This is a genomic window from Lactococcus sp. S47, assembly GCF_016517475.1.
Lineage (GTDB): Bacteria > Bacillota > Bacilli > Lactobacillales > Streptococcaceae > Lactococcus > Lactococcus lactis.
In genome coordinates, this window is the sequence record NZ_JACVUB010000003.1 from 205,301 (window position 1) to 230,320 (window position 25,020).

Sequence of the window (25,020 nt, forward strand, 5' to 3'; positions counted from 1 at the left end):
AGATTAGTTTTAGAAAGATAGAGCTTTATGAAAAAGAAAACGGTACATATCATCTCCCACAGTCATTGGGATCGAGAATGGTATATGGCTTATGAAGAACATCATATGCGTTTAGTCAATTTAGTGGATGATTTACTTGATTTATTCAAGAAAGATCCTGAGTTTGATAGCTTTCATTTGGATGGACAAACGATTATTTTAGATGACTATTTGCAAGTACGCCCCGAGCGTCGTGAGGAAGTACAAGCAGCGATTTCAGCTGGAAAATTGAAAATTGGTCCATTTTATATCTTACAAGATGATTTCCTCATTAGTTCTGAATCAAACGTTCGTAATATGCTTGTTGGGCGTAAAGAATCAGAGCGTTGGGGGGCTCCAGTTGAATTGGGGTATTTCCCTGATACTTTTGGGAATATGGGGCAAACGCCACAAATGATGAAAGCGGCAGGACTTAACGCTGCAGCTTTTGGTCGAGGAGTGAAGCCAATCGGGTTTGATAATCAAGTTTTGGAACAATCAGAGGAAGCCTATAGTTCACAATTTTCAGAAATGTGGTGGGAAGGTCCTGATGGGACAAAAATTCTTGGAATTCTATTTGCCAATTGGTATTCAAATGGAAATGAAATTCCTGCTGAAAAAGCAGCAGCACTTGACTTTTGGAATCAAAAATTAGCAGATGTTGAAAAATTTGCTTCGACATCACATCTCTTAATGATGAATGGCGTGGATCATCAACCAGTTCAGAAAGATTTGAGCAAAGCGATTCGCTTGGCAAATGAACTTTTCCCAGATTATGAGTTTGTTCATTCTAATTGGCCAACTTATTTAGAAGCTGTAAGGTCAGATTTGCCTGAAAACTTATCTACGGTAACAGGGGAACTAACCTCACAGGAAACTGATGGCTGGTACACTTTAGCAAATACGGCTTCGAGTCGAGTTTATCTCAAACAATGGAATACAAAAGTTGAGCGTCAGTTAGAAAATGTTACAGAACCTCTCGCCAGTTTAGCTTATCGGGTGACAGGAGAGTATCCGCACGACAAATTGACTTATGCTTGGAAAACTTTGATGCAAAATCATCCACATGATAGTATCTGTGGTTGCTCTGTTGACGAAGTTCATCGTGAAATGATGACACGTTTTGAAAAAGCGAATGAAGTAGGAAAATATCTTGCTGATGATGCATTATTTGAACTCGCTAAAGTGATTGACTTTGAAGGCCAACATCCTTTTGTCGTTTTTAATACAGCTGGACATTCTAAAACAGGTGAGGCTGAAGTTGAAGTAGTTCTTGAGCGTAAATTATTTAAAGAAGGAATTCCTGAAAAGCTTTATGATGAACTAAAGGCACAGCCCAAGGCAACTTATAAAGTAATCAATCGTGAAGGTCAAGAAGTCCCAGCTGAAATCAGTGAAGAAGAAGTCTTATTTGATTATGATTTACCGAAAGATCGTTTCCGAGTTCCTTACATGAAACGATTTGTGAAAGTGAAATTATTTTTAAATGAAATGAGTGCTTTTTCTTGGGAAAGTTTTGATTTGGTACTTACTGACGATGCTGACAGTTCTGTCAATAATAATGAAAGTATGATTTCTGGTCAAACTATTGAAAATGAAAGTTTGAAACTGACAGTTAATCATAATGGAACATTGAGTATTTTTGATAAGTCGCTCAATAAAGTTTTTAAAGATTTGCTTGTCTTTGAAGACACTGGTGATATTGGAAATGAATATATCTATTTCCAACCTAAAAATACCAAACCAATTCTTTCTACTGACAGTCCTGTTGAGTTTTCAATTATTACTGACAGAGCAGAAATTGCGGAAGTTCAGCTTAAACAAGTGCTGATGATTCCTGAATCTGCTGACGAATTATTGGATGAGGAACAAAAAAAGGTTTTGGAATTCCGTTATCGTAATGCTGGTCGTTCTGATAAACTTTTGCCTTTAGAGGTAACAAGCAAAATCACTGTACGTAAAAATTCAAAAAAAGTTGATTTTGAAACAAGCATTGATAACCAAATGAAAGATCACAGACTTCGTGTACTATTCCCAGCGGGATTAACAAGCGAAAATCACGAAGCTGACAGTATTTATGAAGTAGTGACAAGACCTAATGTTATGCCTGAAACTTGGGAAAATCCAACAAATCCACAGCATCAGCAAGCTTTCGTTAATCTTCATAATGAAGAATATGGTTTAACTGTTGGTAATTTTGGCTTAAATGAATACGAAATTACTGACAGTGCAAATATTGCATTAACTTTACTTAGAGGAGTTGGCGAACTTGGTGATTGGGGTTACTTCCCAACACCAGAGGCTCAAACTTTAGGACGTCATACTTTTAACTATAGTTTAGAATTTCATGGACCGGCTTACGAACGTTATGAAACTTATCAACATGCTTATGTTGCACAAGTTCCATTTTCAACGGTAGAACTGACAAATCCGTCAGCAGAAAAAACTTTACCGTCAGCTGGGAAAATATTAGAAATTGATACTGATAAATTTGCTATCACGGCATTGAAACGTCGCGAATCAGATAATGGTCTAGTTTTACGAGGCTACAATATGTCTGGTCAGTCATTAAGTTTAGCGCTCGAAGAAGAAGCGAAATTACTTAATTTACTCGAAGATGAAATTGAAGCAGACTCACAAACACAAATTGCAGCTCACGAAATCCGGACTTTGTTGATTAAGGAGAAAAATCAATGAAAAAATTTTTTCGGAATATTTGGCGCTATAAAGCACTGATAATTATGGCTCTGCCAGGTGCAATTTGGATGATATTCTTCTTTTATATTCCAGTATTTGCAAATGTGGTGGCTTTTAAAGATTTTCATATTGACCCAGATGGATTTTTGGCCAGTTTGACCAATAGTCCTTGGGTAGGATTTAAAAACTTTGAATTCCTCTTTTCTTCCGGTGCTGCTTTTGATATCACAAGAAATACGGTTCTTTATAATGTTGGGTTTATTACACTGAACTTGATTATTTCTATTGCTTTTGCAATTATCATGAGTGAATTAAGAAATAAAAAGTTGGTAAAAGTGTATCAAACGATGTCACTTCTTCCTTATTTCCTTTCATGGGTTGTTATTTCTTACTTTGTTTATGCCTTCTTGGCACCAGGAAACAAAGGGATTTTCAACCAAATGATTATGCATAATGGTGGGATGCCAGTCAATTGGTATCAAGAACCAAAATATTGGGTCTTCATCATCCTCTTCATTGGAGTTTGGAAGGGAATTGGTTATAATTCGATTATTTACTTTGCAACAGTAATGGGAATTAACCCAACCTACTATGAAGCAGCAATGGTTGATGGAGCAACAAAATGGCAACAGATTAAAAATATTACCATTCCTCAAGTTGTTCCACTGATGACGATTTTGACAATCTTAGCCGTTGGAAATATTTTCCGTGCTGACTTTGGTCTTTTCTATAATGTTCCACGACAATCAGGTGCTTTGACACCAGTAACGCAGGTCCTTGATACCTATATCTATAATGGATTAGCTAACACTGGTGACTTAGGAATGGCGACGGCAGCAGCGCTTTATCAATCGGTAGTAGGATTCATTCTTCTAATGATTACAAACTTCTTTGCCCGCAGACTTGATAGTGATTCAGCATTATTCTAAGAAAGGAGGAAGCTAGTAGGTCAAGCCTTTTATCAAACTTGAAAGCTAATAATATATGAAAAAGAAAAAAATAGCCTCATTATCTGTTCGAGGATTTAATCGTCCAGTTAACTTTGTTTTTAATATCGTCATTGCACTTTTTGCAATCTCTTGTGTCTTACCTTTCCTCTTTGTCTTAGCCATTTCGCTGACAAAAGAATCGGCTTTGCAACAATTCGGTTATAGCTTTTGGCCACGAGAATGGAGCTTTTATGCTTATACATTCTTATTTGACCAAATGAAAGATAAAATGTTGCAATCATTGTTTGTCACAGTACTTGTTACGGTTCTAGGGACTGCAATTAATTCTACAGCAACTTCACTTTATGCTTATGCGATTTCTAGAAATAACTTTCCTTTCCGTCGATTCTTCACTATCTTTTGTTTAATCACAATGTTATTCTCACCTGGGATGATTGCGAATTACTTGGTAATGACTAATCTTCTACAATTGAAAGATACAATTTGGGCTTTGATTTTGCCAATGGCTGTCTCGCCATTTAACATCATTGTTATGAGAACTTTCTTTAAACGTTCAGTTCCAGATTCAATTATTGAATCTGCCCGAATTGACGGAGCAAGTGAACTTAGAATTTTCACTCAAATTGTTCTTCCTTTAGCAGTACCTGGGATTGCAACCATTTCCCTCTTTGCGGCCTTAGGTTATTGGAATGACTGGTTTAATGCTCTTCTTTATATCTCAAATGATAAATTGATTCCATTGCAATATTTGCTGATGAAAGTTCAAAACAACTTACAATTCTTAACACAAAATGCAGGAGCAGGCTCACAGATTGCCGGAGGTTTAGCGGCTCTCCCTGGTGAATCAGCACGTATGGCAATTGTTATCATTTCAACTTTACCAATTGCGATTAGTTATCCATTCTTCCAACGTTATTTTGTCAAAGGTCTAACCATTGGTGGCGTTAAAGAATAAGAAGACTCTGCTTATTTAGCAGAGTAAATTTAGACGCTTAAAGAAAGCGCAAACATTAATAAAGTTAAAAAAATTGGGGAAACCCTAAAGGAGCATACTCTAATGAAAAATTATCAAAAAGTTGCACTCGGTACCGTATCAGTGCTTGCAGCCTTTACACTTGTGGCTTGTGGTTCATCTGCGAAGTCAAAAAGTAGTTCTGGTAAAACAACTTTACACATGTACCAGATTGGTGATAAGCCAGACAATTACAAAGAATTGATGGCTAACGCTAATAAAATTCTTGAGAAAAAAGCTGGTGTGAAATTGGATATTAGCTACATTGGTTGGGGAGATTACGCTCAAAAAATGAACGTCATCGTTTCATCTGGTGAAGCTTATGACATTGCTTTTGCCCAAGATTATGCAACAAATGCCGCTAAAGGTGCCTTTGCTGATTTAACTGATTTAGCCCCTAAATATGCCAAGAAAGCTTATAATGAACTTAATCCTGCTTACATTGAGGGAAATAAAATCAATGGAAAACTTTATGGATATCCTGTAAATGGTAATATTTATGCTCAACAAGTGATTACTTTTAACAAGCAATATTTGGATAAATATAATTTATCAATTGACGGCGTTGATTCATTTGCCTCTGCTGAAAAAGTGATTGAAGAATTCCATAAAAAAGATCCTAATGTTGCAGCTTTTGCCATTGGTCAAGGTTTCAAAACACCAGGTAATGTTGACTATGTCCTTGGGAATGGTTTGCCATTTGCTGTAGATACAACAGGGGATGGTAAAAAAATCCAAAATGTTTATGACATTCCTGCCTATATTGATAATTTGAAGAAAATGCATGATTACTATACTAAAGGTTTAATTCCGGCCGATGCAGCTACTTCAAATACTGCATTTGACTTGAATTCAAATAACTGGTTCGCTCGTGTCGAAACACAAGGTCCTTACGATTACGGCGATACTATTTTGACTCAAGCAGCAGGACAAACACTTGTATCTAAAGCAGTAACTAATCCATTGATTACAACTGACCAAGCTCGTATGGCTAACTTCGTTGTTTCAAATACCTCTAAACATAAAGAAGAAGCGGTTAAAGCACTTGGAATCATCAATAGTGACGCTGAACTTTTAAATGGTTTAGTTTATGGTGTTGAAGGACAACAATGGGAAAAAACTGGTGATAAGAAAATTAAATTACTTCCTTCATACAGTGAAGGTGTAAAACATATGGCTGCTTGGAATACAGGAAATAATGCCATTCTTTATACAACTGATGCGGTTACCAATGAAATGATTACTAAACGTGACCAATCAATTAAAGATGCAAAAGTTTCACCATTGCTTGGCTTTACTTTTGACCAATCAAAAGTGAAATCTGAAATTTCAAACTTATCAAATGTCATGAGTCAATATTTAGATCAATTGAACACAGGATCTGTTGACCCAGTTCAAACTTTACCAAAACTCAAAGCTGAATTGAAAAAAGCAGGTTATGATAAAGTTCAAAAAGAAATGCAAAGTCAATATGATACTTATCTAAAAAATAAATAAGAGGTAAACAAATCCAAGATCTCCTTTCTAAATTCATTTTGAAACTAGTTTGGAGGTCTTATTTTATTGGAATTATTATGGAAAAAGGATTATTAGTCGATATTGGACGAAAATATTGGTCAATAGCAGAGTTAAAAAGATTAGTTCTTTTACTTCAAGAGCATAAGCTGACTCATTTACAACTTCATCTCAATGAAAATGAAGGATTTGCGCTAAATTTTACTGACAGCCCTGTCAGTAAAAAATATTCAGAAAATATGCTCAAAGAATTGAAAGAATTTGCAAAAACACACGAAATCACTTTGATTCCTGATTTTGATAGTCCAGGTCACATGGGCTCCTTGTTAGAGCAAAATCCTGAATTTGCACTACCTGACAGCAATCAACAAGCGGTAGATGTTACTAATCCAGCAGTCATTGATTGGATTATGGGAATAATTGATAAGATAGTCGATATTTTCCCAGATTCAGATACTTTTCATATCGGGGCTGATGAATTTATTGATTTTCGGCAAATTGAAAAATATCCTTATTTAGTGGAGAAAACTCGGGAAAAATATGGAAATAAGGCAAGTGGTTTAGAGTTTTATTATGACTATGTTAATCAATTGACCGAGCATTTGCAGAAAAAAGGAAAACAAGTTCGTATTTGGAATGATGGATTTTTACGAAAAGACCTTCAGTCATTGGTTCCTTTGAATAAAAATGTGGAGGTTTGTTATTGGACAAACTGGGACAAAGGGATGGCAGAAGTCAAAGAATGGTTAACTAAGGGTTATACCTTAATAAATTTTTGTGATAATGACCTTTATTATGTTTTAGGTGAAGAAGCAGGCTATTCTTATCCAACGGCTGAAAAACTGGAAAGGGAAGGAAAAATTCAAAAATTTTCTGGTCAGCAATATTTAAATCAAGAAGAGATGAAAGCTGTCAGAGGAACTTACTTTTCGATTTGGGCTGACAATGCTGCAGCTAAGTCTGTCAGTGAAATTTTAGACGATCTTAGCAAGGTACTTCCGGAATTTATGAAAATTTATGGAGGAAATGATGAATAATTGGTGGAAAAAAGCAGTCATTTATCAAATTTATCCCCGGTCATTTAAGGATTCAAATGATGACGGAATTGGTGACATCAATGGAATAATAGAGAAATTAACTTATCTTGAAAAACTAGGAGTGGATGGTATTTGGCTATCTCCGATTTATCAATCCCCGATGGTTGATAATGGTTATGACATTAGTGATTACTATAAAATTGACCCACTTTTTGGAACAATGGCTGATTTTGAAGCGCTCATAGAAAAAGCAAAGCAACTTAATATTCGTGTCATTATGGACTTGGTTGTCAATCATACATCTGACCAACATTTGTGGTTTAAAGAATCCAAAAAATCTAAAAATAATCTGAGAAGAGATTTTTATATTTGGCGGGATCAACCGATTGGAGAATTTAAAAATTGGACTTATGACTCAAGCACTCAACAATATTATTTTCATCTTTTTAGTCCACAGCAGCCTGACTTGGATTGGGAAAATGAAGAAGTGCGTAAGGAAATTCATAAGATGATGAATTTTTGGTTGGCTAAGGGAATTTCTGGTTTTAGATTAGATGTCATTGATTTGATTGGAAAAAAAACAGATCAAGAAATCACGGTTAATGGTCCAAAACTGCATGATTATCTAAAAGAGATGAATTTAGCAACTTTTGGTAAAAAGGACTATCTCACTGTTGGTGAAGCTTGGTCAAGTTCACCAGAATTAGCAAAGTTATATAGTGGCCCCACTCGTCATGAACTTTCAATGGTTTTTGGTTTCTGGCATCTATTGACATCAGCAGGAAACGGGGACAAATGGAAAAAGCTCCCCTTAAATGTTCCAAAGCTAAAAGAAGCAATGACCGCTTGGCAGAAATTGACGCCAAATGAAGCATGGAATTCTCTTTTTCTAGGCAATCACGATTTGCCACGAATTGTCTCTTTTTGGGGAGATGGGGGGACATATAGAGAAAAATCAGCCAAAGCTTTTGCAATTCTCTTTCATTTGATGCGTGGCACTCCTTTTATTTATCAAGGCGAAGAATTAGGAATGACCAATTTTCCTTTTGAAAATCTGTCAGCAATAAATGACGTAGAATCACATGAATATTTTACTGACAGAAAAAAAGAAGGACAGTCAGAAGAAGAAATTATCAAAGTTTTGCGAGAAATGAGTCGTGATAATGCTAGGACGCCGATGCAATGGACCAGTGATGAGAAAGCTGGTTTTACAAAAGGGAAACCTTGGCTTTCTATCAATCCTAATACTAAGATAATAAATGCTGACCAAGCTGTCAGTGATTCTAACTCTGTATTTTATACTTATCAAAAGTTAATCAAACTTCGTCACCAAGAAAATTGGCTGATAGAAGCAGATTTTGAATTACTTGAAAGTGCTGACGAAATCTTCGCATACTTGAGAAAAACGACAACAAGAACTTTTCTGGTGGTCGCCAATTTATCAAATTCAAGCCAACGTTTTGAAAGTTCTTTTGTCAAAAAAAATGAAATCATCAGTAATGACAGCTTTCCAGATTTACTGACAGACATAGAAATTCAACCTTGGCAAGCTTTTGCTTTAGAAATAAAAAATCTTGATTAATAAATTTTATTGGAGGATTTTATGAAAAAATCGAAAAAATTTTTTATTAGAATATGCCTTTCTACAGGAATTTTGGCATCTGCAACTTTACTGACAGCTTGTTTTGGAACTTCAGCAAAACATGTGAAAGCTAATTATAAAGTGACAGCAGAAGCAATTCCAGATTACCAAAGTAAGAATGCTCCCATTTCATCTTATTGGATGCCTGATAAATTTCTAGAATGGTCAGCGGAAAATGACAAAGATTTAGTTTACAATCAATCCCGAGTGCCACTTACCAAAAGAATTTCTCCTGATAAACTAAGTCCATCCAATCAAAATCAGAACAAAAAGACAAAAATTGTCGCCTTATCGATGATGAACTCACAAACTTCTGGAAATCCTTCGCGAGGCACAACAAAATTTGAGAGCTATACTTTTGATTATTGGCAATACATTGACACACTGGTTTATTGGGGTGGCTCATCTGGTGAAGGAATAATTGTAACTCCGTCAGCAGATGTTATTGATGAAGCACACAGCAATGGTGTTCCGGTACTTGGAACAATTTTCTTACCGCCTAAAGAATACGGTGGAAAAGTAGATTGGGTCAAAACAATGCTCAAAAAAGATGAGCAAGGACAATATCCATTTGCCAGTCAAATGGTTAAGGTTGCCAAGACTTATGGATTTGAGGGATGGTTTATCAATGAAGAAACCCAAGGGCTAAATGCTGACGATGCAGCTAACATGAAAGCCTTGATTCAACAGGTGAAAAAAGAAGATTCTAGTCTTCAAATCATTTGGTATGATGCCATGACTAAAGATGGAAAAGTGGATTGGCAAAATCAGTTAAATGACCAAAATGCGACATTTGTACAAGATAAAGCAGCAGACGCGATGTTTTTAAATTTCTGGTGGACTCAAAATAATTTGGCCGACCAAAAATTACTTGAAAAATCGAATCTCTATGCTAAAAATCACAATATTGACCCTTATAATATTTATGCCGGAATAGATGTGCAAGCGAAAGACGTCCAAACTCCAGTTAAATGGAACCTTTTAGAAAAAGGAAATCAAGCCACTCAAACATCAATTGGACTCTATGCAGCAAGCGCTACCTACACTAACGCAAGTAATTGGGATGATTTTCAAAATCGTGAATCAGCATTCTGGGTCAATCAAAAAGCAGACCCTCGTCAAGTTGATCACTCTGTTAATGAATCATGGACAGGACTTTCCAAATATGTTCTGGAAAAATCAGCAATAAGCGGTAATGAATTTAATACTAATTTTAATTTAGGAAATGGTTATAACTATTTTAAAGCTGGTCAAAAAATCTCAGAAATGGATTGGAACGACCGCAGTTTAGCAGGTATTTTACCATCTTACCGCTGGATTATTGACAACGAAGGAAAAAATAAAATAAGTCCAAGCTTCGACTTTGCAAATGCTTATAACGGTGGAAATTCACTGAAATTTATGGCTGAACATTTAGATGCAAGGAAAAGCTCAAACATCACATTGTTTGCTAGTGATTTGAAAATTGATAAGGGAGCAAAATTCTCTGTTAGTATGCGCTCAGACCAAGCGCTTAAAGTTTCTGCAATCTTAGAACTAGCAAATGGTCAAAAAGTTAGCATTACAGGAGATAAAAGCCTGACTGAGAATTGGTCAGAAATAAGTTTTGATGTTAAGAAATATGAAGGTCAAACAATCAAAAAAATCGGTTTAAGCATAAAATCTGATCAAGCAATGGATTTTAAAGCCATTAATCTAGGAGAAATGACTTTGACCACTGGTCAAAAAGTCGCTCCAATCGTACTTTCGGATGCAAAAGTAACTGATGAAGCTTTTGAAGAAGAAGGAACAGTAGGTGGTTTTAGACTTTCTTGGAAATCAGATGCAACTAAAAATAATCTTTCTACTTATGAAATCTATCAGTTGAATGATGATGGAAGTAAAGAATTTTTAGGAGCAAGCAATATCAATGCCTTCTTTGTTAATGCCTTAAAACGCGGCAAAAATATCAATTCAACAAAATTTGAAATTGTCCCAATTAATAAGGCTGGAGAATCTGGACATTCAGTTACGACCTCTGTGAAATGGCCAGATAATTCATTAGCTAAAGCGGCATTTGTAGCAGATAAAACCCTAGTTACGATTGGTGAAAAAGTAACTTTAATGAATCAATCTAATCTAGCTTCCGTCAAATATAAATGGGAAATTGACGGTGCAAGTCCCGCTACTTCTACAGAAAAGAATCCTCAAGTAAGTTTTGATAAAGCAGGGAGTTATTCCGTCAAATTAACGGTCATCAATGAAAAAGGACAAGAAGATTCAGTCACTCAAACTGAACTGATTACTGTAATTGATCAACCAGTAGAATTAACAAATTTTGCATTAAATCAATCCGTTCAAGTAGACAGTTTCACTAATGAATCTGAATCAGGACCAAAAGCAGTTGATGGAAAATTAAATACCAAATGGTGTGCCGTTGGCACGGGTAAACACAATATTACAATTGACCTTGGGAAATCAGAAAAAATCAATCAAGTCCTGATTGACCATGCTCAAAAAGGAGGAGAATCACCTGACATGAATACTTCTGATTACACCATTGAGATTTCAAAGGATAATCAAAATTGGACAGAAGTTGTCAACGTTAAGAAAAATAAATTGGGGGAAACCAAAGATTCTTTCAAACAGACAGAAGCGCGGTACGTTAGGATCACAGCCATTAAACCAACACAAGGAGCAGATACCGCTGTTCGTTTATATGAAATACAAGTATTAGGACAAAAAAATAACTGACAAAGGGCTGTAAAAGTTTGCCATAAAAGCAAAGAAAAGGCTATCATGAAAACCCTAACATTTCATTGGAAAAGTGTTATAATGAAGTAATAAAAGTTAGAAAGTTATAGAAAAATGATTGGAAAAGCACTAGAAGAATTCTTTATTCGAATTTGGGTCGTTGTTAAATTGACCTTGATATTTTGGCTCTTAGCGCTCACAGGGCTGTTTGTTTTAGGACTTGGTCCTGCCTTTAAAGTGGTAACAGAGTTGTATTTGGAACATGGTTTTGACTATAAGTCAATCTCAGTGAAACAGGCTTATCAAATTTTCAAGCGAGACTTTTTAAGAGCAAATATTATTTTTTGGCTCTATACCTCTTTGAGTCTTTTGCTCGCTTATAATTTATATCTTTCAGTACAAATCCAAGGTTTACTTTTCTTGGTGATTGATTTCATTCTATTCTTTGGTTTAACTTATCTTATGACCGCTTTTGAATATACAATGATTTTTGATAGTCAATTTGAAATAAGTTTTGGAAACTTATTAAAAATGAGCTTTATTTCAAATTTTATTAGTTTTAAAACCTATCTAAAACTTTTATTTGGGATTGTCCTTATCTTTGTTTTGACTTGGCAATTTAAAGGCATGATTCTCTTTGGTTTGATTGGCCTTTTACAAGTTTATTCTTTAAGTGTGACAAAAACTTGGCGTTTGAAAGTTGAAGAACAGTTAGCAGAGTAAAAATGAAGAGTTATTGAGAGGAGTAGAAAATGGAATTAAAATTCCAAGAAAATTTTTTGTGGGGAGCAGCAACGAGTGGGCCACAAACTGAAGGACGTTTTAAAAAGCAGCATGACAATGTTTTTGATTATGATTTTGACCATTATCAAGAACGATTTTGGGGCGGAATTGGACCTGATACAGCCAGTAATTTTTTCAATGACTTTCGAGAAGATATAAAATTAATGAAGGCTGCCGGTCTAAAATCAATAAGGACAAGTATTCAATGGTCGCGTTTGATTGACGACCTAGAAAAGAATACGGTCAATGAAAAAGCGGTTGATTTCTATAATGCTGTAATTAATGAATTTATTGCGCAAGGGATTCGTCCGATGATTAATTTAAATCATTTTGATTTACCAGTTGAACTTTTAAAAACATATGGAGGCTGGGAAAGTCGTCATGTCGTTGATTTATATGCAGGTTTTGCAGCAAAATGTTTTGCTGAATTCAGCGACCGAGTGAGTGATTGGTTTACTTTTAATGAGCCTATGGTTGTCGTTGAGTGTGCTTATCTATTAGGTTTCCATTACCCTGATATTGTTGATGGGAAAAAAGCTGTTCAAGTGGCTTATCATTTGCAACTCGCCTCATCTCTTGCGATTGAACAATACCGAAAAATCAATAAAAATCCTGAAGGACGAATTGGAATCATTTTAAATTTGACTCCGTCCTATCCAGCAACTGAAAAAATCGAAGATTTAAAAGCAGCAGAAATGGCAGACCTTTGGCAAAATCGCCTCTTTTTAGATGCATCAATAAAGGGAGAATTTCCAGAAGAGTTAGTCAGCCTTTTACAAAAAGAAAATGTTTTGTGGCAGTCGGAAGCAGAAGATTTGAAACGAATTAAGGAAAATAAAGTGGACCTTTTGGGAGTTAATTACTACCATCCGAGCCGAGTACAAGAACCTGAATATTCTAGTGATAGTTTGGCTCAAGATTGGCGTCCCGACAAATATTACGCATCATTCAATAAACGTGGGGTGCGGATGAATGCTGACAGAGGTTGGGAGATACATCCACAAACCATTTACGAAATTGCCAAGCGAATTCAAGAAGATTATGGGAATATTCCTTGGTTTATTTCTGAAAATGGGATGGGCGTAGAAAATGAAGAGCGTTTCAAAGATGAAGAGGGCCAAATCCAAGATGATTATCGAATCACCTTTACAACAGAACATCTTTTTTGGCTCCATAAAGCGATTCAAGAAGGCTCAAATTGTTTTGGTTACCATGTTTGGACACCAATTGATTGCTGGAGTTGGCGTAATTCATACAAAAATCGTTATGGTTTGATTAGTTTGAATATCCATACCCAAGTGAAAACTTTAAAAAAATCAGCTTATTGGTATAAAAATTTAACAGACTCATCACTTTTACAAGTTCCAGATTCAATTTTAGAAAAATACAATCAATGATTTCTGTTAAAATATAAGAAAATTTGGAGGAGAAATATGTCATTATTAACAATAGATATTGGTGGAACAAGCATTAAATATGCAAGATTTGCTGACGGAAAATTAGGAGAAGAAGGTGCTTTCGGAACTCCTGATAATCTGGATCAATTTTATCAATCACTGACAGCAATCGTTGAACAATTTAAGGAAAATTCTGATGTTTGTGGTGTTGCAATTAGTTCTCCAGGAGCAGTAAATAAAGCGACTGGTGTCATTGAAGGAGCAAGTGCTCTCCCTTATATTCATGAATTTGATATTCATGCTGAACTAGAAAAACGATTTGGATTACCTGTTTCTATCGAAAATGATGCCAATTGTGCAGCGCTTGCCGAAGTGAAATTTGGTGCGGCAAAAGGTTTGTCAGATGTTTTGCTCCTTGTGCTTGGAACAGGTGTTGGCGGTTCTGTTGTTATGAATGGGAAAGTCCATCATGGGAAACATCTTTTTGGCGGTGAATTTGGCTTTATGCTCATGGATGATGAACATTCGTTTTCAACATTAGGAACAACGATTAGAATGGCTGAGCGCTATAATAAACGCACGGGAGAAGCTCTTGATGCCATCGAAATTTTTGAAAAAGCCTTTAATGGTGATGAAATAGCTAATGAAGAAAAAGATATTTTTCTATACAATGTCGCAAAAGGAATTTTTAATCTGACTTATTCTTTTGATCCAGAATTAGTGATTATTGGAGGAGGAGTTTCCCAAGCTAAATGGTTAATTCCAGAACTACAAAAACAACTTCAAAAAATCATGGAAATTATTGAAGTAGCGACTTTTATGCCAGAAATTGTAACTTGTGAATTCAGAAATTCTGCCAACTTAATTGGTGCAGCGGTAGATTTTTCACAAACTTACGCAAATAAGACTGACAAATAAGCTAGAAGTTTTCTGTCAGTAATATTTTTTACTGACAGAAAATTCCTTCACTAATACTATACGAAATAGAACATAAAAAGTAACAAATTATAGGAAAAAATTATGACAAATCATTATGGCTCAATCGAAGCAGGCGGAACAAAATTTGTACTTGCGATTGGTGATGAGCAGTTTAACATTTTAAAAACAAATCAAATTCCAACGACTAGTCCCGAAGAAACAATTACTAGAACCATTGAATTTTTTAAAGAAAATCCTGTTAAATCATTGGCAGTTGGTTCTTTTGGGCCTATTGACATCAAGCCTGAAAGTGCAACTTATGGCTATATAACAACCACGCCAAAAGCTGGTTGGGCAAATGTTGATTTATTAGGAAAACTCAAAGCCGCACTTGATATTCCGATGGTTTTCACTACCGATGTCAATAGCTCGGCTTACGGTGAGATGATTGTGACTGGCGGAAAATCATTGGTTTACTTCACAATTGGAACAGGAATTGGTGGAGGAGCCGTACAAGATGGGAAATTTATTGGAGGATTTTCTCATGCAGAAATGGGTCATCAATATGTTAAACGCCATCCAGACGATCTTAATTTTGCAGGCGTTTGTCCATTTCATGGTGATTGTCTAGAAGGAGTGGCAGCCGGTCCTTCCCTTGAAGCCCGCTTAGGAATTCGTGGAGAAGATATTCCAGCTGACAGTAAAGTTTGGGATATCCAAGCTTTCTACATTGCACAAATCGCCGTTAATACAACCTTAGCACTTGCACCTGAGAAAATTGTTTTTGGTGGTGGCGTTATGACCCAAACGCACATGATTGAGCGCGTGCGCAAAGAATTCACAAAATTAATGGCAGGTTATGTCCACGTGCCCTATTTACTGACAGATTATATTATGACTCCGTCAGTCGCAAATAATGGTTCGGCAACGATTGGAAATTTTGCTTTGGCAAAAGATTTAGATGAAAAAAATTACTGACAGCTTTGTCAGTAGTTTTTCATTTTCGTCAGTAAAAATAAATGTAATCACTATCATACGATTTTTCTAAAATTTATTTTATTTATTCACAAATATCTCTGCAAAAAACAATAAATTATGATAGAATAAATCTAATAAAATAATTGAACAAAAGTTCGAACTTTCCAACAGGAATTCGGACTTTTGCACCTTATTAGAGGAGGGTCCCTTGTCCGACACTACACTTGAAAAAATCATTGTACTCGACTATGGTTCACAATACAATCAACTTATTGCGCGTCGTATCCGAGAAATCGGTGTTTTCTCAGAACTCATGAGTCACAAAGTTACAGCCAAAGAAATTCGTGAGATTAATCCAATCGGTATTATTCTTTCAGGCGGTCCAAATTCAGTTTATGATGAAGGTTCATTCGATATTGATCCTGAAATCTTTGAACTTGGTTTGCCAGTTCTTGGTATTTGCTACGGAATGCAATTGATGAGCTACAAGCTCGGCGGTATGGTAGAAGCAGCAGGCGAACGCGAATACGGTGTTGCCCCACTTCAACTTACTGAAAAATCAGCATTGTTTGCAGGAACCCCCGAAGTTCAAGATGTTTTGATGAGCCACGGTGACCGTGTAACAGCTATTCCTGAAGGTTTCCACGTTGTCGGAACTTCACCAAACAGTCCATTTGCTGCTGTTGAAAATACAGAACGCAACTTGTACGGTATCCAATTCCACCCAGAAGTTCGTCATTCAGTTCACGGGACAGAAATGCTCAGAAACTTTGCGCTTAACATTTGTGGAGCAAAAGGGAACTGGTCAATGGAAAACTTCATTGATATGCAAATCAAAGATATTCGTGAAAAAGTTGGCGATAAAAAAGTTCTTCTTGGCCTTTCAGGTGGTGTTGATTCATCAGTTGTAGGTGTACTTTTACAACGTGCCATCGGTGACCAATTGACATCAATCTTTGTTGACCACGGTTTCCTTCGTAAAGGTGAAGCTGACCAAGTCATGGAGACATTGGGCGGAAAATTCGGTCTTAATATCATTAAAGTAGATGCTCAAAAACGTTTCATGGACAAACTTGTTGGCCTTTCAGACCCAGAAACAAAACGTAAAATTATCGGTAACGAATTCGTTTATGTTTTTGATGATGAAGCAAACAAATTAGAAGGTGTTGACTTCCTTGCCCAAGGAACACTCTACACCGACGTTATTGAATCAGGAACAGATACAGCTCAAACAATCAAATCACACCATAACGTTGGTGGTCTTCCTGAAGATATGCAATTCCAATTGATTGAACCATTGAACACACTCTTTAAAGATGAAGTTCGTGCGCTTGGAACACAACTTGGAATGCCTGACGAAATCGTTTGGCGTCAACCTTTCCCTGGACCAGGACTTGCCATTCGTGTCCTTGGTGATTTAACAGAAGAAAAACTAGAAACTGTTCGTGAATCAGATGCAATTCTTCGTGAAGAAATTGCTGCTGCAGGCCTTGAACGTGATGTTTGGCAATATTTCACAGTAAATACAGATGTGAAATCAGTCGGTGTCATGGGAGACCAACGAACATATGACTATACACTAGCTATTCGTGCCATCACTTCAATCGATGGAATGACAGCTGACTTTGCCCAACTTCCTTGGGATCTTCTCCAAAAAATCTCAAAACGTATCGTTAATGAGGTGGACCACGTCAACCGTATCGTCTACGATATTACGAGCAAACCACCAGCAACTGTTGAGTGGCAATAGAATAAAAAACGATAGCAGATTATTACTGTTATCGTTTTTTCATTCCATTAACTTATAATTTATCAGGCTTAAATTATGATAAATACGTCTGGACTGGAAAATAATATATAAAAAAACGAGGCCATAAATTTCCTCGTTTTTAATATATTATTCAGCAACGGCTAATTCAGGGTGATTTTCCATAAGTTTACCATTGTTTAATTTTAATAAATAAGGGATAAGCATGATGAGGCCTGCTACAAAGGCAATTCCTTCTGTTAGGGTCATTGACCAGATGAGGCCAGTTAATCCGTAAAAATGATGTAAGATAATGACGATTGGGATATAAAGAATCCCTTGGATAGTAGACATTACCCCAGTTTGTGCACCTAGACCAGAAGCTTCAAAAATTCCAGTAAATAATCCCGAAAAACCATTGAAGACAGATGAAACCAGTTGTGCGGCTAGTACGATTAAGCCCACTTTGATTACTGCACTATCATCAGTAAAGAGTTGCATGACAGGAACTCTAAAAAGATAGACAATTAAAGCAAAGAGAATAGAAATTCCGCCAATCCAAAGAGTCAACTCTTTAAGTGCTTCTTTTAATCGTTGAGTATTGTTTGAAGCAAAACTATAGGCAAAGAGTGGAATGGCCCCTAAAAAGAGTCCCATGGTCAAAAATTCAGGCAGTTGAGTGATTCTAAGGGCAATCCCAAAGCTAGCAAGAACATTATCACCATATTGAACAGAAAAGTGATTTAACAAAAGTGTTGTGACAATCATAAATGCTGATTTGAAAACTTCTGCAATCCCAATTTTATAGATTTCAAATTGGTCTTTTAAACTGATTTTAAAATGTTTTAAAAATCCTTTAAGCGATTCACTTTTATTTTCTAAAAACCAGACATAATAAGCTGTAGAAGCTAGATTTGCAATCACCATTGAAAGTCCAGCCCCAATGACATGAAGATTTAAAACTAGGATAAAGAGGGCATCTAAGACAATACTAGTCGCAACCCCAACGAACATGCCATACATTGATTCTTTTGAGGCACCTTCTGCACGAACTAATTGTTCCAGTCCATAGTTTAAAATCATACTAAAACCACCACCTAATAAAACTCCAGCATATTCTTTAGTATAAGTAAGAGTTGCGGCGTCTGCTCCTAAAATATGAGCGATTGGACTTAAAAAGAAAAGAGAAACAAGCCCAATAAGCAAACCAATGATTAAACTCATATAAAAAGAATAACCAGCGATTTTCTTTCCTTTTTCTTTATCGCCAGAACCTAGCAGACGAGTAATAAAGGTTCCGCCTCCGACACCAAAAAGGTTTCCGATGGCCATAAAAACAATGGTTATTGTTAAACCTAGAGTGATTGTTGACATCATATTTGTGTCATGGACAAGGCCGATAAAATAGGCATTGATTAAGTTATAGATTGTTGTTGCCGAAATTCCAATCATCATGGGAATTGATAAGTGAGCAATTGCTTTTCTGATGGGCGCTTCCTTAAGATAATAAGAGTTGGATTTTTTACTCATTTTTATTGTTCTTCTTTCTGAATCGAAATGATAGATATTCTAATAGTTAGATATCTAACTATTAGAATATCATAATACTTATTTTTTGTTTTGTCAACCCAAAACTATCGTTTAGAAAAATAATCTTTTTTGACGAAGAAGAGAGTCAGTAAAACTGACAAGAGAAGAGCTAGTAAACAAATGATTTCCCAAGATATTTTTGGGAGATTAGTCAAGGGCAGAGGAACATTCATACCATAAAAACTAAAAATGATGGTAGGAATAGTCAGAATAATTGAATAAGAGGTCAAAAATTTCATGACACTATTTGTATTATTATTAATGATTGAATCATAAGAATCAGTCATCTCATTCAAAATCCTATTTGAAATATTAGACATATCAAAAGCTTGGTCAACTTCAATCATTAAATCATCAAGAAGTTCCTTTTCATCATCATAAAGTTTTAAATATTTACCACTTTTAATTTTAGAAATGACTAAAGAATTTGATTTCAAGGACATAATGAAATAAATTAAACTTCGCTCAATTTTCATCAAATTAATCAAGTCTTCATTTTTCGGTGCCTTACCCAAAGTTTGTTCAATTAATATTCTTTTACGATTGAGAATTCTAATTTTATCGACATAAATTTTGGCAATAGCTAGCATGAAATGAAGGACAAAAGAAGTCTTATGTTTTGGATTTAACTGATGAAGCAGTTTTGAATTTTTCAAGATTGTTGCCATCTTTTTATCCGCTACATTTGTGATGATGACCTCTTTTGTTACAATAAAACTCATAGGCCCCGATGAATAATAAGCCACATCTGTTTGATCTTCAAATGGCATATCAAAAATAATGAGTAGACTTTTAGTTTCATCGTCAATCTCTATTCGAGCACTCTCGTCTTTATCTGTTGCATAAGATAAGAACTCTTCCGGAATGTGATATGTTTTTGAGAGATAACTTTTATCAAACAGTTTTTGGTCTGAGAAATTAATCCATTCTCTTGTTAAATTTTCAGACATTTGATTCTCCTTTTTTAAAAAATAGTTAGAATTCTAACTAACAAGAATTATCATAAATCAAATAAATGAAAATGTCAAGAACTAACTGTTAGATATCTAATTGTTATAAATTGACAAATGAATAAAAGACCATTATACTAAGAAATAAGAAACAGCAAATCAAATAAGAGGAGTCCTCCAAATGGCTAATACAATCTATTCAAATTTATTTCGTTCTATTTCACAAAAATCAATGATGACCTCTAGTCAAATGATGAAAGATTTAGAAGTGAATCATCAACAAGCTAGAGTAATCGCATATATTGCAGAAAATCAAGATAAAGGTCTCATCCAAAAAGATTTAGCAGAAGTATTTAATAGACGAGGAGCAAGTATAACAAGTATGCTCCAAGGTTTGGAAAAAAAAGGATATATCGAAAGACGAATTCCTAAAGAGAATGAACGTCAAAAAAATATCTATATTTTGCCCAAAGGGCTAAAAATTATTAATCAGATTAATCAAATATTTGAAGCATCTGAAAAGAAATTGATTGAACCCTTGACCGAGAAAGAACAAGCTGAATTCTTGAGACTCTTAGAAAAAATCGATGACAATTTATAAGATAATAGGAAAAAGACTAATAATTACGTTAGTCTTTTTTTATTTCAGTCCAATGCGTTTCTCAAAATAATATTATAGACTTTCTTTAAAAAAGATGACAGATTTCTTGACAAGTAAAATATAAAAAAGTATAATTTCTTTATCGTTTACAAACGTAAACGTTAATGTTATATTAGCTTATTAAAAAATGACCTTATTAAACTTAAATAATATTAAATTTTACTCGCAGCTTTATAATCTAAATAGAACTAGGAAGAAAAAATTATGACAGTATTAGACAAAGTAAATGACCCCAAAGACATCAAGAATCTTACAGCGCTAGAACTAGAAGAGCTCGCTACAAATGTACGTGATGCAATTCTTAATCGTGTCAGTCAATATCCAGGGGGCCATCTCGGACCAAATCTTGGTGTGGTAGAAATGACTGTTGCTTTACATAAAGTCTTTAACTCACCTGTTGATAAATTAATTTGGGACGTTAGTCATCAAAGCTATCCGCATAAAGTTTTAACAGGACGTAAAGAATTTTTTACTGACAAGGACAAATTTTCTGGAACAACAGGCTATACAGATCCTGAAGAAAATGAACATGACTTTATACGAGTCGGTCATACATCTACATCTATTGCAACAGCTATGGGATATGCCTTGGCTCGAGATATGCAAGGAAAAAAAGAAAATATTGTAGCCATCATTGGTGATGGCGCACTCTCAGGAGGACTTGCATTTGAGGGACTTGATGGCGCAGGTACACTTAACGGGAATCTTATTATTATTGTAAATGATAATGAAATGGCCATCACCGAAAATCATGGAGGAATCTATCAACATCTTGCAGATTTGCGAGCAAGTAAAGGAACCTCAGCAAATAATCTTTTTAAATCATTTGGGCTTGATTACCGTTACCTTGAGGAGGGAAATGATATCCAAAGTTTGATTACTCTTTTTGAATCAGTAAAAGATATCAATCGGCCAATTGTTCTTCATATCCACACAGAGAAAGGACATGGCTATAAACCAGCAGTTGAAAATAAAGAAGGAATGCACCAAGTCTTTGCACCCTTTGATATTGCTACAGGTCAACCAGTCAATAGCTCAACCAATATCGTTCGTAGCTATAATAATGTATTTCTTGACTTTATGGAAGAAAAGTTAGCCAAAGGTGACAATCTTATCGCCATTAATGCCGCAATTCCAATGTTCTTTGGCCTGTCACAATTTGCTAAGAATCATCCAAAAAATTATGTTGATGGAGGAATTGCTGAACAATATACAGTGACACTTGGTGGAGCAATCGCAGCAGCAGGAACTCGAGCTATTATTTTCCAAAATGCAACTTTCTTACAACGTGCCTATGACCAACTTAACCATGATTTGGCACTGAATAAAGAACCAGCAATTGTTATTATCAGTAATAGTCAAATTGGCGGAACAAACGATACTCACCAAGGAAGTTTTGTTTATAGTCAAACATCAAATATTCCCAATGTAATTGACCTTGCAGCAACAAGTGAAGAAGACCTTTTTGCAATGCTTAATTGGGCATATAATCAACATGAACATCCAGTATTTATACACTTGCCAGAGCATACTTTGGAAAATCGCCCAACAAAAATTACTGATTTTAGTAAACCTCAGTATGAAGTTGTTAAGTCTGGCGAAAAAGTTGCAATCTTAGGACTTGGTGCAATGCTTGAGAAAGCTGAAAATGTCGCAGAAGAACTTGAAAAATTAGGATTTAATCCAACGGTTGTAAATCCATTCTTTGCAAATCTTTTGGATGTAGCTGCTTTAGACAAATTATCTGAAACTCATGGACTCTTTGTTACGATTGAAGATGGCACTAAAGATGGGGGATTTGGTCAAAAAGTGGCGACCTATTTGGCAAGTAAAGGGATAAAAACACTTGTATATGGTGCAGATACTGAATTTATTGATGCTGTTCCAAAAGAAGAACTTTACAATCGTTATCACATAAGACCAGAACTTATGGCAACTGATATTATTGAAGCAACCAAAGAATCTAAAGGACCTAATTTTTTTAAGAAAATATTTTCTAAATAAAAGTTTTTGGAGGCAGAGCTTATCTCCTAGATAAAATATGAAATAAATAGCTAAAAAAGATACTAGCGATTAACTAGTATCTTTTTTAGCTAAGATATTAAATATTAAGCATTTTGATTGGTTGCGGCAATATCAATTTCTCTGATGTTGACCGTTTGAGGCATATCATAAATGAATTTCACGGTTTGCGCCACTCTTTCAGGAGCAAGTGTTGTACCACCCATTGATTCTTTCCAAAGATTATAATCATTTAGGGCACTTTCGTCAGTAACATGTGTCAATAATTCTGTTTCGGCAGCACCAGGTGCAACAAGTGAAATTCGAACATTTTTACCAGAAACTTCCTCTCTGATAGTTTCACTTAAACCATGAACACCAAATTTTGAAGCGACATAAGCGGCGTGATTGGTAAAAGTTTTTTTACCAGCAAGAGAAGACATGTTAATTACTGTTCCTCCTTGGCGTTCAACCATTTGCGGAAGTACAATTTGCATTCCATTAAGGACACCCAAAACATTAGTATCCATCATTTGTTTCCATTCTGCTGGATTTTGATTAAGAACATTTCCTAATAACATGACACCTGCATTATTGACTAGAAGATCAGTTTTGCCATATTTTTCTTCAGCTTTAGTAATTGCATTTTCAAATGATGTTTTGTCCGTGACATCTACAGATTCCACAAGAACATTCGTAAAATCAAGGGGCAAGGCTTTGATTTTATCTGTACGACGGCCTAAAAGCAACATTGGGAATCCATCAGCATTAAATAATTTTGCAATTTCAGCACCAAATCCTGAACTTGCTCCTGTTATAACAATAAGTGGTTTAGACATTTTATTTCTCCTTAAGAGTATTTTTTTGATATACTGATTATACAACATGGAGTTAACTCCATGTCAAGGAGAAAGAATGACAAAATATACAATTGGCGATATTTCACGTAAATTAAACGTTTCTAACGATGCTGTACGTTATTATGATAAGGAAGGTTTGCTCCCTTTTGCTAAAAGAAATAAAGCTGGTCGAAGAGAATTTACAGATGACGATCTTGGCTATATTGAAGTCATTGATTGTTTAAAAAAATCAGGCATACCCATAAAAGATATTGCTCAATTTATTGATTGGTGTATGGAGGGCGATTCAACACTTGATGAACGTTTAGATTTTATGAAAACACACGAAGAGCAATTAGAAGAAAAAATTAAAGTTTTAGAAATGAATTTGGCCTTTTTAAGATGGAAAATTTGGTACTATCAAACAGCAGCAGAAGCAGGCACTGAAAGTATCCACTTTATTCCGGGAACAACACAAGTTAAACCAGAGATAAGAGATATTTTCAAATAATATTAAAAAAAACAAAACGTATTTTTTACGTTTTGTTTTTTTATTTTTTCTTAGTTGGAAAATTTATGAGAAATAGCGACAGAAAGACGACAAAAATACCTAACTGTTGGAATCCTAAAAATGAAACGCCTAGGAATAAAGTAGAAATTAAAATAGCGGTGACAGGTTCAAGCATTCCAAGCATACCAACAATATGAGGTTCTGTATATTTTAGACTATTGATATAAAGAGAGTAAGCTAAGAGCGTTCCAACAACAACGATGAGGCTGACCAAAAGTAAATCAGTCTGATCAAAATTTTTAGGTAAATTTGTGACTGGATGTAAGAAATTAGAAATGACACCACCAATTAATAAGGCCCAAGCAACAAGGCTTAAAGGAGAGTGTTCTTTGATAAGTGGACATGGAATAAGAGTGTAAGCACAAACACCAAGGGCGGATAAAAGCCCCCAAACAAGAGCAGAAGCTGAAAAACTAAGTTCTCCAATATTTCCATTGGTCACAAGCAGAAAAACACCAATTAAAGAAAGAAAAATGGCAATAATATCAAGACGACGTGGAATTGCTTTACTTTTGATAGCTAAAATAATAATAATGATGGAGGGACCTAGGGATTGTAAAATAGTTGCAATAGCTGCATTTCCGTAATAAACAGATAATAGAAAAGAAGATTGTGCAAAAAGTACTCCGAAAATCCCAAAAGCTACAATTCTTAGACTTGATTTTACAGAAGACCAGACACTAAAGATGTTGTGTTTAGTAATTGCTAACCAAGCAAGTAACAACAAGCCTGAAAAGAGCATGCGCGTGGTAACTAGCCAACCTGGCTCAATAGAACAACGATTAAAGAGGAGTCCAGCAATAATACTACTAATCCCAAAAAACGCGGCTCCCAAAGAAGCGTAAATAATTCCTTTAAATTTAGTCATATATGTACCATGTGTTGAGTTTTTTTGTTTTTGACATTTTTATCCTCAATTTCTAAATATATTATCTTCCTATAATCATTATATATAAATTACAGGGCATAGTAAAATATTCA

At 35.3% G+C, this 25,020-nt stretch carries 19 protein-coding genes; 15 read left to right on the forward strand and 4 right to left on the reverse strand.

All coding sequences use genetic code 11. The features are described 5' to 3' along the window. Positions 1 to 27: 27 nt before the first annotated feature. From IAE52_RS04790 to guaA, 12 genes are all read left to right on the forward strand, one after another. A complete protein-coding gene (locus tag IAE52_RS04790) occupies positions 28 to 2,715 on the forward strand; it encodes an alpha-mannosidase (RefSeq protein WP_187398398.1) in 2,688 nt (895 codons plus the stop codon). Continuing rightward, a complete protein-coding gene (locus IAE52_RS04795; protein WP_003130089.1) occupies positions 2,712 to 3,644 on the forward strand; it encodes a sugar ABC transporter permease in 933 nt (310 codons plus the stop codon). Before IAE52_RS04790 ends, IAE52_RS04795 begins: the two co-directional genes overlap by 4 nt. 55 nt (positions 3,645 to 3,699) lie before the next feature. Next, positions 3,700 to 4,620: a carbohydrate ABC transporter permease gene (locus tag IAE52_RS04800; protein WP_003130090.1), complete on the forward strand. Its 921-nt coding sequence runs from the start codon at positions 3,700 to 3,702 to the stop codon at positions 4,618 to 4,620. 102 nt (positions 4,621 to 4,722) lie between these two features. After that, a complete protein-coding gene (locus IAE52_RS04805; RefSeq protein WP_033900975.1) occupies positions 4,723 to 6,174 on the forward strand; it encodes an ABC transporter substrate-binding protein in 1,452 nt (483 codons plus the stop codon). Between the two features lie 77 nt (positions 6,175 to 6,251). Next, entirely contained in the window at positions 6,252 to 7,229 is a 978-nt protein-coding gene (locus IAE52_RS04810) for a family 20 glycosylhydrolase (protein ID WP_109991067.1), read from the forward strand. After that, complete coding sequence (locus IAE52_RS04815; RefSeq protein ID WP_233610948.1) at positions 7,219 to 8,811, forward strand: alpha-glucosidase; 1,593 nt, start codon at positions 7,219 to 7,221, stop codon at positions 8,809 to 8,811. The genes IAE52_RS04810 and IAE52_RS04815 overlap by 11 nt, the downstream gene beginning before the upstream one ends. Before the next feature lie 21 nt (positions 8,812 to 8,832). Continuing rightward, a complete protein-coding gene (locus tag IAE52_RS04820) occupies positions 8,833 to 11,604 on the forward strand; it encodes a discoidin domain-containing protein (RefSeq protein ID WP_109991066.1) in 2,772 nt (923 codons plus the stop codon). Positions 11,605 to 11,718: 114 nt separating this feature from the next. Further along, the gene (locus tag IAE52_RS04825; protein ID WP_012898106.1) at positions 11,719 to 12,327 is read left to right on the forward strand and encodes a YesL family protein; all 609 of its coding nucleotides are present in this window, start codon (positions 11,719 to 11,721) and stop codon (positions 12,325 to 12,327) included. 29 nt (positions 12,328 to 12,356) lie between these two features. After that, positions 12,357 to 13,784 (forward strand): glycoside hydrolase family 1 protein, encoded by a 1,428-nt coding sequence (locus tag IAE52_RS04830; protein ID WP_109991065.1) that lies wholly within the window; start codon positions 12,357 to 12,359, stop codon positions 13,782 to 13,784. Between the two features lie 36 nt (positions 13,785 to 13,820). Then, positions 13,821 to 14,702: an ROK family protein gene (locus IAE52_RS04835; protein ID WP_109991064.1), complete on the forward strand. Its 882-nt coding sequence runs from the start codon at positions 13,821 to 13,823 to the stop codon at positions 14,700 to 14,702. Positions 14,703 to 14,804: 102 nt separating this feature from the next. Continuing rightward, on the forward strand, positions 14,805 to 15,680 hold the full coding sequence (gene scrK, locus IAE52_RS04840) for a fructokinase ScrK (protein ID WP_003130103.1): 876 nt from the start codon (positions 14,805 to 14,807) through the stop codon (positions 15,678 to 15,680). 208 nt (positions 15,681 to 15,888) lie between these two features. Continuing rightward, positions 15,889 to 17,430, forward strand: a complete 1,542-nt coding sequence (guaA, locus tag IAE52_RS04845) for a glutamine-hydrolyzing GMP synthase (RefSeq protein WP_017864699.1) — start codon at positions 15,889 to 15,891, stop codon at positions 17,428 to 17,430. Between the two features lie 147 nt (positions 17,431 to 17,577). Here the strand turns inward: guaA and IAE52_RS04850 are convergent, their stop codons facing one another. Continuing rightward, positions 17,578 to 18,957 (reverse strand): MATE family efflux transporter, encoded by a 1,380-nt coding sequence (locus IAE52_RS04850; RefSeq protein ID WP_109991063.1) that lies wholly within the window; start codon positions 18,955 to 18,957, stop codon positions 17,578 to 17,580. 104 nt (positions 18,958 to 19,061) lie between these two features. After that, entirely contained in the window at positions 19,062 to 19,967 is a 906-nt protein-coding gene (locus tag IAE52_RS04855) for a magnesium transporter CorA family protein (RefSeq protein WP_058202996.1), read from the reverse strand. Positions 19,968 to 20,148: 181 nt separating this feature from the next. Between IAE52_RS04855 and IAE52_RS04860 the strand changes: the two genes are divergently transcribed. Then, entirely contained in the window at positions 20,149 to 20,568 is a 420-nt protein-coding gene (locus IAE52_RS04860; protein ID WP_003130113.1) for a MarR family winged helix-turn-helix transcriptional regulator, read from the forward strand. A 264-nt stretch (positions 20,569 to 20,832) separates the two neighbouring features. Next, positions 20,833 to 22,632, forward strand: coding sequence for a 1-deoxy-D-xylulose-5-phosphate synthase (locus IAE52_RS04865; protein WP_109991062.1), 1,800 nt, complete (start codon positions 20,833 to 20,835; stop codon positions 22,630 to 22,632). Between the two features lie 104 nt (positions 22,633 to 22,736). Here the strand turns inward: IAE52_RS04865 and IAE52_RS04870 are convergent, their stop codons facing one another. Beyond that, positions 22,737 to 23,468, reverse strand: a complete 732-nt coding sequence (locus tag IAE52_RS04870; RefSeq protein WP_029344047.1) for an SDR family oxidoreductase — start codon at positions 23,466 to 23,468, stop codon at positions 22,737 to 22,739. Positions 23,469 to 23,544: 76 nt separating this feature from the next. On the opposite strand from IAE52_RS04870, the gene IAE52_RS04875 reads away from it, so the two are divergent. Next, entirely contained in the window at positions 23,545 to 23,979 is a 435-nt protein-coding gene (locus IAE52_RS04875; RefSeq protein ID WP_010905994.1) for a MerR family transcriptional regulator, read from the forward strand. Between the two features lie 40 nt (positions 23,980 to 24,019). On the opposite strand, the gene IAE52_RS04880 is transcribed toward IAE52_RS04875, so the two are convergent. Further along, positions 24,020 to 24,907 (reverse strand): DMT family transporter, encoded by an 888-nt coding sequence (locus IAE52_RS04880; protein ID WP_021722737.1) that lies wholly within the window; start codon positions 24,905 to 24,907, stop codon positions 24,020 to 24,022. Positions 24,908 to 25,020: the final 113 nt, after the last annotated feature.

Coding starts and splice junctions, on each gene's coding strand:
- IAE52_RS04790 (WP_187398398.1), top strand. CDS start 28: ATGAAAAAGAAAACGGTACATATCATCTCCCACAGTCATTGGGATCGA.
- IAE52_RS04810 (WP_109991067.1), top strand. CDS start 6,252: ATGGAAAAAGGATTATTAGTCGATATTGGACGAAAATATTGGTCAATA.
- IAE52_RS04855 (WP_058202996.1), bottom strand. CDS start 19,967: ATGTCTGAAAATTTAACAAGAGAATGGATTAATTTCTCAGACCAAAAA.
- IAE52_RS04825 (WP_012898106.1), top strand. CDS start 11,719: ATGATTGGAAAAGCACTAGAAGAATTCTTTATTCGAATTTGGGTCGTT.
- IAE52_RS04875 (WP_010905994.1), top strand. CDS start 23,545: ATGACAAAATATACAATTGGCGATATTTCACGTAAATTAAACGTTTCT.
- scrK (WP_003130103.1), top strand. CDS start 14,805: ATGACAAATCATTATGGCTCAATCGAAGCAGGCGGAACAAAATTTGTA.
- IAE52_RS04815 (WP_233610948.1), top strand. CDS start 7,219: ATGATGAATAATTGGTGGAAAAAAGCAGTCATTTATCAAATTTATCCC.
- IAE52_RS04870 (WP_029344047.1), bottom strand. CDS start 23,468: ATGTCTAAACCACTTATTGTTATAACAGGAGCAAGTTCAGGATTTGGT.
- IAE52_RS04835 (WP_109991064.1), top strand. CDS start 13,821: ATGTCATTATTAACAATAGATATTGGTGGAACAAGCATTAAATATGCA.
- IAE52_RS04850 (WP_109991063.1), bottom strand. CDS start 18,957: ATGAGTAAAAAATCCAACTCTTATTATCTTAAGGAAGCGCCCATCAGA.
- IAE52_RS04865 (WP_109991062.1), top strand. CDS start 20,833: ATGACAGTATTAGACAAAGTAAATGACCCCAAAGACATCAAGAATCTT.
- IAE52_RS04820 (WP_109991066.1), top strand. CDS start 8,833: ATGAAAAAATCGAAAAAATTTTTTATTAGAATATGCCTTTCTACAGGA.
- IAE52_RS04800 (WP_003130090.1), top strand. CDS start 3,700: ATGAAAAAGAAAAAAATAGCCTCATTATCTGTTCGAGGATTTAATCGT.
- IAE52_RS04830 (WP_109991065.1), top strand. CDS start 12,357: ATGGAATTAAAATTCCAAGAAAATTTTTTGTGGGGAGCAGCAACGAGT.
- IAE52_RS04880 (WP_021722737.1), bottom strand. CDS start 24,907: ATGACTAAATTTAAAGGAATTATTTACGCTTCTTTGGGAGCCGCGTTT.
- IAE52_RS04805 (WP_033900975.1), top strand. CDS start 4,723: ATGAAAAATTATCAAAAAGTTGCACTCGGTACCGTATCAGTGCTTGCA.
- IAE52_RS04860 (WP_003130113.1), top strand. CDS start 20,149: ATGGCTAATACAATCTATTCAAATTTATTTCGTTCTATTTCACAAAAA.
- IAE52_RS04795 (WP_003130089.1), top strand. CDS start 2,712: ATGAAAAAATTTTTTCGGAATATTTGGCGCTATAAAGCACTGATAATT.